Origin of the sequence: Gemmatimonas sp., assembly GCF_036405635.1 — a bacterium.
In the GTDB taxonomy this organism is placed as follows: Bacteria; Gemmatimonadota; Gemmatimonadetes; order Gemmatimonadales; family Gemmatimonadaceae; genus Gemmatimonas.
The window spans coordinates 1-8,150 of record NZ_DASWXE010000131.1; the positions used below are offsets into that span (position 1 = coordinate 1).

Consider the following 8,150-nt stretch of genomic DNA (forward strand, 5'->3'; position numbering starts at 1 on the left):
AGATGCGGATTCGGCACCACCGAGAACGAGTCGACCGCCTGCATGGTCGGCGCGTAGCTGATCTGGAACGCCGCCACCGTCATGCCCTGCATGGGCACGCTGTAACGCGGCTGGCCGCGCGGCGGGGTGGTAGTGTCGGACTCGAGCTGTGAGACCGGCTCCCACGGCTTGATGCTGGGCTGGGTCTTGAAATCGGTGAACCAGTTACAGGCACCGAAAGCGACCGGCAGCACGACCGCAGAAGACAGGCGCAGGACGCGTGTCACGGAAGTCATATGGAGGGAATCAGGCTTCACGTCGCACCTCCGCTGCGCCGTGCTGGCGCAGCAGGGCTTCCGCCTGATCGGCCTTGGCGGCGTCGCAGGCGATGAAGATGCCGAAGTAGCCACCCGAGAAACGGGCGTCATATCCGGTGGTGGTCGTGAGGCGCGGGATGCGCGAGTTGATGAACATGCCGGCGACCGTGGAGAGTGCGCCGACGAGCACCATCACTTCGAAGCCGATGATGGTATAGGGGATCCACGACGCGAACGCCTTGCCGCCCACAACGAGCGGCCAGTAGTTCGACGACCAGATCGCAATCCAGTAGCCGAAGCTCACCCCGAGCAGGCCGCCGACCAGCGTGAAACGCCGGACGACGGAGACGGGGGCGTCGATCGCATGATCGAGCTCATGCCGAATGGTCGGCGAGTACACCGTGACATCACCGAGGCGCTTCTTCTTCAGATCCTCGATGGCCGCCACCGTGGTGTCGAGCTCATGAAACGCGCCAGTTACGCCGCGCATCACTCGTGCCCTCCGGCATGATGATGGTCATGACCATGTCCGTGGCCGTGCTTCATGCGCGGCGCCACGATTTCCTTGAGCTCGGCGATCGCCATCACGGGCAGCTGCTTCACGAACAGCAGGAACCACATGAAGAACCAACCGAAGGAGCCGACGAGGAACGACATGTCGACCCAGCTCACCGTGTAGTGACCCCACTGCCAGGGCTCGAACTCGTGGGAGAGCGACGGCACGACGATGACGAAGCGCTCGAACCACATGCCGAGGTTGATGAACAGCGACAGGATGAACAGCCAGGTCGGGTTGCGGCGGAGCTTCTGCGACCAGAGCGACATGGGCATGGCCATGTTGCACAGGAGCAGCGTCCAGGCCGCCCACCACCACTGACCGAACACGCGGTTCCAGAAGAACTCCTGCTCCGCGCGCACGCTGCTGTACCAGGCGATGAAGAACTCGATCAGGTACGCCGAGCCGACCACGAGCGACGTGAAGAGCACGACCTTGGCCGTGGCGTCGAGGTGATTGAGCGTGATGTAGTGCTCGAGCTTGAACCACTTCCGCATCGGGATGGCAATCGTCCACACCATCGCGAAGCCGGAGAAGATGGCACCGGCGACGAAGTACGGCGGGAAGATCGAGGCGTGCCAGCCCGGCGTCAGCGCCATGGCGAAGTCGAAGGAAACGACCGAGTGCACCGAGAGCACCAGCGGCGTCGAGAAGGCGGCGAGGAACAGGTACGCCTTCGCAAAGTGACGCCACTCGCGGTCGCTGTTACGCCAACCGAGCGAGAGGATGCTGAGGATCCGCTTCCGCATCGGGTTGGTTTCCTTATCGCGGAGCACCGCGATGTCGGGAATCAAGCCGATGAAGAGGAACGTGGTCGAGATGGTCAGGTACGTCGAAATGGCGAAGACGTCCCACACCAGCGGCGACTTGAAGTTCGGCCACAGGAGGCGCCAGTTCGGATACGGAATCAGCCAGAAGAACTTCCACGGACGCCCGATGTGAATGATCGGGAAGAGACCTGCCGTCATGACGGCGAACACCGTCATGGCTTCAGCGGCTCGATAAATCGAGGTCCGGAAGCCGGCGCGGAAGAGATACAGAATGGCGGAGATCAGCGTACCGGCGTGACCGATACCGACCCAGAAAACGAACGTGATGATGTAGTTACCCCACATCACCGGCGGTTCGTAACCCGCCTGCCCGAGTCCCCAGTAGATCTGGTAGATCCAGGATGATGCGCCAATGAGCATGGCGAGCACGGCCACCGACAACCCCAGGAACCACTTCTTGGTGAATCCCAGGGTGGCGATGATATCGCGATCGACCTGCTCGTAATCACGGACCGCGGGGAGCTGCACGTCGGCCGATGCAATGTTCGGCCCACGGATGCCCTCACGCACCGGATGTGCGACGGATGCCATGCGTGCGCTCCTCAGGCCGTCGCCGGTGCAGCCGGCGCCGGATAGTTGACCTTCTTGAGATAGACGACCGCCGTATACGCGTTCAGTTCCTCGAACACGTGGTAGGCGCGCCGATCATAGGCGAGCTTCGAAACCGTCCAGTTCTCATCCGCCGCGTCGCCGAAGATGATGGCCCGTGAAGCGCAGGCCTGCGCGCACGCCACCGTGAACTCGTCGGGGTTGAGATCTCGATCCTCGGCCCGTGCACGATGTTCCGCTTCACGGATACGCTGCACACAGAAGGAGCACTTCTCCATGACGCCCTTGCCGCGCACGGTGACATCGGGGTTGAGCCCCCAGTGCATCGGCTCCGGCCAGGCGTACTGGCGACGTTCCGGTTCGCCGTAGCCGAACCAGTTGAAGTAGCGAACCTTGTACGGGCAGTTGTTGCTGCAGTAGCGCGTGCCGACGCAGCGGTTGTACACCTGCACGTTGAGGCCGTCTGGCGAGTGGTACGTGGCGTACACCGGGCACACCGGCTCACACGGCGCATTGCCGCAGTGCTGGCACATCATGGCCACGAAGCGGGTCTCGAAGTCGGGCGAGAACTCATTCTCCGTGTTCTCGTTGCCTTCGTAGTACCGCTCGATGCGCAGCCAGGCCATTTCACGGCCCTTGATGATGTTCGCGCCCGGGCGCTCATCCCACGTGACGGGGCTGAGTGCACGACCCTGATAGGGCGCCCCCACCGTCGGGATATTGTTCTCGCTGTAACACGCCGTCACGCACGCCGAGCAACCGGTGCAGCGCGCGAGGTCGATGGTCATCGCCCAGCGGCGGCTCTCCATCTTGCTCGAGTGGCCGGCGTCGTACATCCCCTTATCCTTCGCGAGGGGATTGGCGTACTCACCCTGCGCGTCGGCCGCGATCGGCGCCTTGAGGCCGGTGCGGAAATCCTGCGACGGCAAGCCCGGGATGTTGTGGTGTCCGTGTTCGTCCTCAGCTTCCTGACCCAGCAGGGCGGCTAGCGTCATCGCCTGCGCGATGCCACGACCATGCTGACGGGCAGAGCCTTCGGTGGTGACCAGCGGCGAGCTGTCCGCCGACACAGTGACCTTGCCCTTCACCGAACCGATCGCGAGACCGCCGGCGCTGTCCCAGCCGTGCGACACGAGGTCGTAGGCGTTGACGCCGATGTTCTGCGCGAAGCGGCCGTAGGCCGTGTGGCCCTGACCCAGCGCAATGCCGACCGTATCGGCACGCACGCCCATATAGATGTACGCCGGAGCGGTGACCTTGCCGGCCGCCGTTTCGATCGTGAGGTGCGCACCTTCCTTGATGCCGAGCTTCTTGGCCGTGGAGGGGTGCACTTCGATCCACGACTGCCAAGCGATCTTCGTGACCGGGTCCGGAAGTTCCTGGAGCCACGGCTTGTTGGCACCCGCGCCATCGCCGAGCGTCGGCGACGGGTAGACCTGCACGAAGAAATCACCAGCGCCTTCAGCCACCGGCGTCGCGGTGGCCGCGAGCGTCCGGGTGGTGGTGGCAACGAGCGGTGCGCCCGCCACGCTGGCCTTGGTCAGCGCGGTGGCAAAGCCCGATGCGCCGCCCGGGAACTTGCTGATGTACCACGTGCGGAAATCCGCGACGTTGTACTTGGCGGCAAGCGCCTGATCCTTCTTGGCCAGGTCGATGAGGACATCCGACGTGGAGCGCGTGTCGAACACCGGGTCGAGCGTCGGCTGCTGCAGGCTGATCTGCCCGTTCTCACCGACCGCATCACCCCAGCTCTCGAGCCAGTGATTGTCGGGGAGCACGAGGTCGGCCATCTGCGCCGTTTCGTCGGGCATCGACGAGAAAGAGACCTTGAACGCGACCTTTGCGAACGCGGCCGCAAAGCCCGCCGACTTCGGCATCGTGTGCGCGGGGTTCGCGCCACGCACAAAGGCGAGCGGCACCGTGCCGGCGTCCATGTTCTTCACGGCAGCCGCGAGGTCCGCGTACGACGCGAGGCCCGTGTACGAGCCGTGCGCCTTCGCCGTGTTGATCGTGGTGCCGACGGCACCACCCTTCTTGTTGATCTCGGCCACCATCACGCCGCATTCGACGGCGTCGTTTCCGGTGACACCGCAGAGCGCCATGATGCCGTTGCCAGCGTCCGCGACGGCCTTGACCAGCGCTTCGATGGTCGCCACCGGCACGTTGGCCGCCTCAGCAGCGGCAGCGGCCGAACCGGTGCCCGCGAGTGCGGCGCAGATGGCCATCTCGCTGCCAGCCTTCGCGGCGATCCACTGATCCGCGTTGAGGCCGGTCAGCGAGCGGCGGGCGCCGATGTAGATGAGACGCGGCGCCACATCGAGCTTCGAGCGGGCATCGGCCCAGTCGAGCTGCTGCGGCACGCTGTGGCCCCAGCCATCGAGGAAGTCGGCACCGAAGCTCACGACGAGCTTGGCCGCGCTGAAGTTGAGCGCGGGCCACGCGGTGCCGTAGGCCTTCTGGTTGGCGGCGATCGTCGCGATGGGCGCGGTGCTGTCGACGCTCAGATGCGCCGGCATGCCCTGCTCCTTCAGCCACTGATCGAGGAAGCCGGGGAACGTGCCCGTCTCGTGCTGATTGACGAAGACCACGTTGCCAGCCTGCCCCTTCGACTTGACCTCGCCGAGCTTCTGCGCGAGCAGCTCGTAGGCCTTGTCCCAGGTGGTGGGCTTGAGCGCGTTGCCTTCACGCACCATGGGCGAGCGGTACCGATCGGGGTTGTACAAACCCTGAATGCCCGCCAGACCGGTCGCGCAGATGGCGCCGCGGTTCAGCGGGTGCTCGGGATTGCCTTCCAACTTGATCGGGCGGCCATCGCGCACTTCAGCCAGCACACCGCAGGCGGCTGCACACTCACGGCAGCTCGTGGCGTAGTACTGCGATACGCCAGGTACGGTGTTGTCAGGCGACGTGACGTACGGGATCAGCTTGCCCACCTTTTCGGAGGAGCAGCCGACCACGGCCGTCGTGGCGCCCGTGGCGCCGAGGATCTTGAGGAACTCGCGGCGCTTGACGCCGGTCCCCGCTTCTGTGGTCATCGTTGTGGAGGGTCGATGATCAGTAGTGGCAGACGGCGCAATCGTACCGCGCCTTCTTCGGGGGCATCGCTTCCAGCTCGGGCGTCACCTTTTCACCAGCAAGGCGCGCACCCTCAGCAGGCTTGTAGCCCTGCACGTGGCAGTTGATGCACCAGCCCATGTTGAGCGAGTTCACCTGCTGCACGGGCACATAATTGGTATCCGGTCCCTGCGCGCCCTGGTTCTGGATCTGACCATGGCACGACTGACAGGTGACGCCGGCGTTCACGTGACGGAAGTGCGGGAATTGCACGTAGTCCGGCACCTTGTGCACGCGGTTCCAGGGAATCGGCTGATTCTTCTGGGCATACGCGGCAACCTTCTTGATTTCAGCCGACTGCGCCTTCACGAGCGTATGACAGCCCATGCAGGTGGCAACCGAGGCGTTACCCGGATCGGGTGACTTGTTGGCGGCGCTGTGGCAGTAGAGGCAGTTCATGCCTGCCTTCTGCACGTGCGGCGCATGGACGAACTTGACCGGCTGTTCGACGCGAAGCCCCTGCGACGACGACGCGCCGCTGTAGGCCGACAGCAGCGTTGCCGCCGCGGCCAGCGCGAGGAATCCGGGAATCACCGTCCACTTCTTCTTGACCGTCATCGACTTTGGGCCGGGAAGGCGTAGGTGGCGGAAGACACACGACATGCACGACAACGAACGTCCCTCTGCCGCGGTGCAAAGGCGATGCTCGTGTCATGCGCTGTGGCCACGGCCGAAGCCGTGTAAGTCGCTGTCAACTCGTTTCTTGCAAGCGCGAAGTATTACCGGCCCCGTATTTGTACGCAAGTGTAAAGCGTACAACAACGTGCGTAGATACCCGAGTGAAAAATGCGGGTTTGCGCACAGAATGGCTTGCTTGCAGTCGCGATCGATACGGGGACGGCTTTCGTGCGCTGCGTTACGACTCAATCGGCGGTGGGAACCTGAATCGAGCGGCCATCGGCGAAGTGCGGCTCACAGTGCGACAGGTCGGCTGGCAACAGATCGACCAGTGCCCTGGCCTGCTGCGTGAGCCGCAGCGGCCACCAGCTGCTCCAGGTCAGCCGGGCTGGGCCGATGGTGCGGACGAGATTTGCGAAGTGGTCCTCTGGCGGCCCCCATACCCAGTGCCAATCGTACCAAACGCGGGCCTGTTCTTCCGGCGTGAGCCCCCAATGCACCTCTTCGATGAGCTCGCGGCTGCCGCCCGCCACCACCACTCGGCATGCCGAGCCCTGGAGCCGCGCTATCGCCCGCACGGACGCAGCAGGCAGGTCTCCGGCCGCATCGAGGTGATGACGCTGGCGCAGATCTTCAAAGCGCACCGTCAGATGAAGCACCAGGCCGGCTTCACCGCAGGCATGGGCCAGCTCGGCCATGGCGGGGTGCCCGGGTCCGAGGCCCCACTGCGGCGGGCAGGCGCGCACGGCGTGCGCGCCCTCGTCACGCGCGATGCGCAGCGCCTCTTCCCAACGAGGCCAGTCCGGCCGGATGAGTGGCGCGGGGTGCAACCATTCACGGTGTGGCGCGAGCGCGGCATACAGCGCGCGATTGCCCGGTTCCGGATCGCGAAAGAACGTGCTGGGCAAATGGCCCACCCACGCGCCACCGAATCCTTCGCGCTCGAGCACGCGAACGAGGATCTCCGGCTCGGGGTGCGGAATGTCGCGGAACGGATATCCGCCAATCCATGCACTGACATCGATGGGCTTGTGGGTGGTGTTCACAGACAGGCTCCGGCCGATGGCTTGCTGGGTGTCACGGCACGATCGAAAGCACCGGCCGGAAAGATCCGCACGGCATTGCGCCACCGCATGTCGGCGATGTCGTCTACGGAGGCACCCGTGTAGGCCAGTGCCCGGAGCTTGGTGAGACCAGTGCACAGTGTGAGATCGGCGGCCCACAGCAGTCGCTTCGCTCCCACCCACTGCAACGCATGATCGATCATGCCCCGATCGATACCACTGCCAGAGAGATCCATCACGATGTTGGGCACGTCGCGCACAGCGGGCGACGTGTGTGCCCAGTCACCGCCGCCGCCAATGTGGGCGAGCAGGAACGTCACCTTGGGGTGCCGCGCCGCGAGACGCGCGAGTTCGACGCCATCGGAGGCATCCTGATTGGGCCAATCGCGACGACGATGTTGCCACACATGATGCAACACGGGCATGCCCGCGTCGGCGGCGGCCTGTGCGATGTCGTCGAGCAATACATCGTCGGCCCGACGCCCCGCTGCCAGCTTGATGCCGATCGCACCGCGTGCAATACCGCGTGTGATTTCGGCGAGCGCGTGCGCCGTGTAGTTGGGATTCACGGCGACATACGCCTTCACGCGTGCCCCCTGCGCGGCGGCGAAGTCGAACATCCAGTCGTTGGCGATGGTCTGATCGGCCGGCGACGCGAAGTATGTCGGTGACGTGTATCCCCACGATCCCAGCACGGATGCCACATGACACCGCACGCCGATGCGATCGCCGGCGTCGAGACGTGACTGATTGTATCGCTCCCAGTCACCCCGATTGGTGTGCGGCGTGTGGAAGTGCGCGTGTGGATCGATCAGCGGCTCAGAGCCGCCGAGTGGTGTGGCCGCCGCGTTGGCATGGCTCGCTTGAGGAGATGCGGTCATGGGCAGGGAAGAGAAATGCGATTGAGCAGCTTCAGCCCGTGATGCGCGGACCAGGCACGAGACTTTGCATGACATCGGGTAAGATGCGCGCGACTTCATCGCAGGCCGCGTCATCGTGCGCCACGGCGCCGAACTGATACGCCCCGCGCTTGAGCAACACACCGGCCCGTGCCGCGGCGGCCACGAGTGCATCGAGCTGTTCGGCGACATCGGCCACGAGGCGCCACATCACCGGCGGGCCG

8 protein-coding genes are annotated in these 8,150 nt (G+C 64.7%); all 8 read right to left on the minus strand.

What is annotated here, in order from left to right; translation table 11 throughout:
• Positions 1-266, minus strand: a 266-nt coding sequence (locus VGE27_RS11040) for a hypothetical protein (RefSeq protein WP_331049708.1), incomplete at its 3' end; no start/stop codon positions are given.
• Between the two features lie 19 nt (positions 267-285).
• Positions 286-786, minus strand: coding sequence for a DUF3341 domain-containing protein (locus VGE27_RS11045; protein ID WP_331049709.1), 501 nt, complete (start codon positions 784-786; stop codon positions 286-288).
• On the minus strand, positions 786-2,213 hold the full coding sequence (gene nrfD / locus VGE27_RS11050; RefSeq protein ID WP_331049710.1) for an NrfD/PsrC family molybdoenzyme membrane anchor subunit: 1,428 nt from the start codon (positions 2,211-2,213) through the stop codon (positions 786-788). The genes VGE27_RS11045 and nrfD overlap by 1 nt, the downstream gene beginning before the upstream one ends.
• Before the next feature lie 11 nt (positions 2,214-2,224).
• A complete protein-coding gene (locus VGE27_RS11055) occupies positions 2,225-5,266 on the minus strand; it encodes a molybdopterin-dependent oxidoreductase (RefSeq protein ID WP_331049711.1) in 3,042 nt (1,013 codons plus the stop codon).
• A gap of 19 nt (positions 5,267-5,285) precedes the next feature.
• Complete coding sequence (locus VGE27_RS11060; protein ID WP_331049712.1) at positions 5,286-5,903, minus strand: cytochrome c3 family protein; 618 nt, start codon at positions 5,901-5,903, stop codon at positions 5,286-5,288.
• A 305-nt stretch (positions 5,904-6,208) separates the two neighbouring features.
• A complete protein-coding gene (locus VGE27_RS11065) occupies positions 6,209-7,009 on the minus strand; it encodes a hypothetical protein (protein WP_331049713.1) in 801 nt (266 codons plus the stop codon).
• Positions 7,006-7,908: an amidohydrolase family protein gene (locus VGE27_RS11070; RefSeq protein WP_331049714.1), complete on the minus strand. Its 903-nt coding sequence runs from the start codon at positions 7,906-7,908 to the stop codon at positions 7,006-7,008. The genes VGE27_RS11065 and VGE27_RS11070 overlap by 4 nt, the downstream gene beginning before the upstream one ends.
• Positions 7,909-7,939: 31 nt before the next feature.
• The coding region (locus VGE27_RS11075; RefSeq protein ID WP_331049715.1) for a hypothetical protein at positions 7,940-8,150 on the minus strand (211 nt) is incomplete at its 5' end.

Coding starts and splice junctions, on each gene's coding strand:
- VGE27_RS11045 (WP_331049709.1), bottom strand. CDS start 786: ATGCGCGGCGTAACTGGCGCGTTTCATGAGCTCGACACCACGGTGGCG.
- nrfD (WP_331049710.1), bottom strand. CDS start 2,213: ATGGCATCCGTCGCACATCCGGTGCGTGAGGGCATCCGTGGGCCGAAC.
- VGE27_RS11055 (WP_331049711.1), bottom strand. CDS start 5,266: ATGACCACAGAAGCGGGGACCGGCGTCAAGCGCCGCGAGTTCCTCAAG.
- VGE27_RS11060 (WP_331049712.1), bottom strand. CDS start 5,903: ATGACGGTCAAGAAGAAGTGGACGGTGATTCCCGGATTCCTCGCGCTG.
- VGE27_RS11070 (WP_331049714.1), bottom strand. CDS start 7,908: ATGACCGCATCTCCTCAAGCGAGCCATGCCAACGCGGCGGCCACACCA.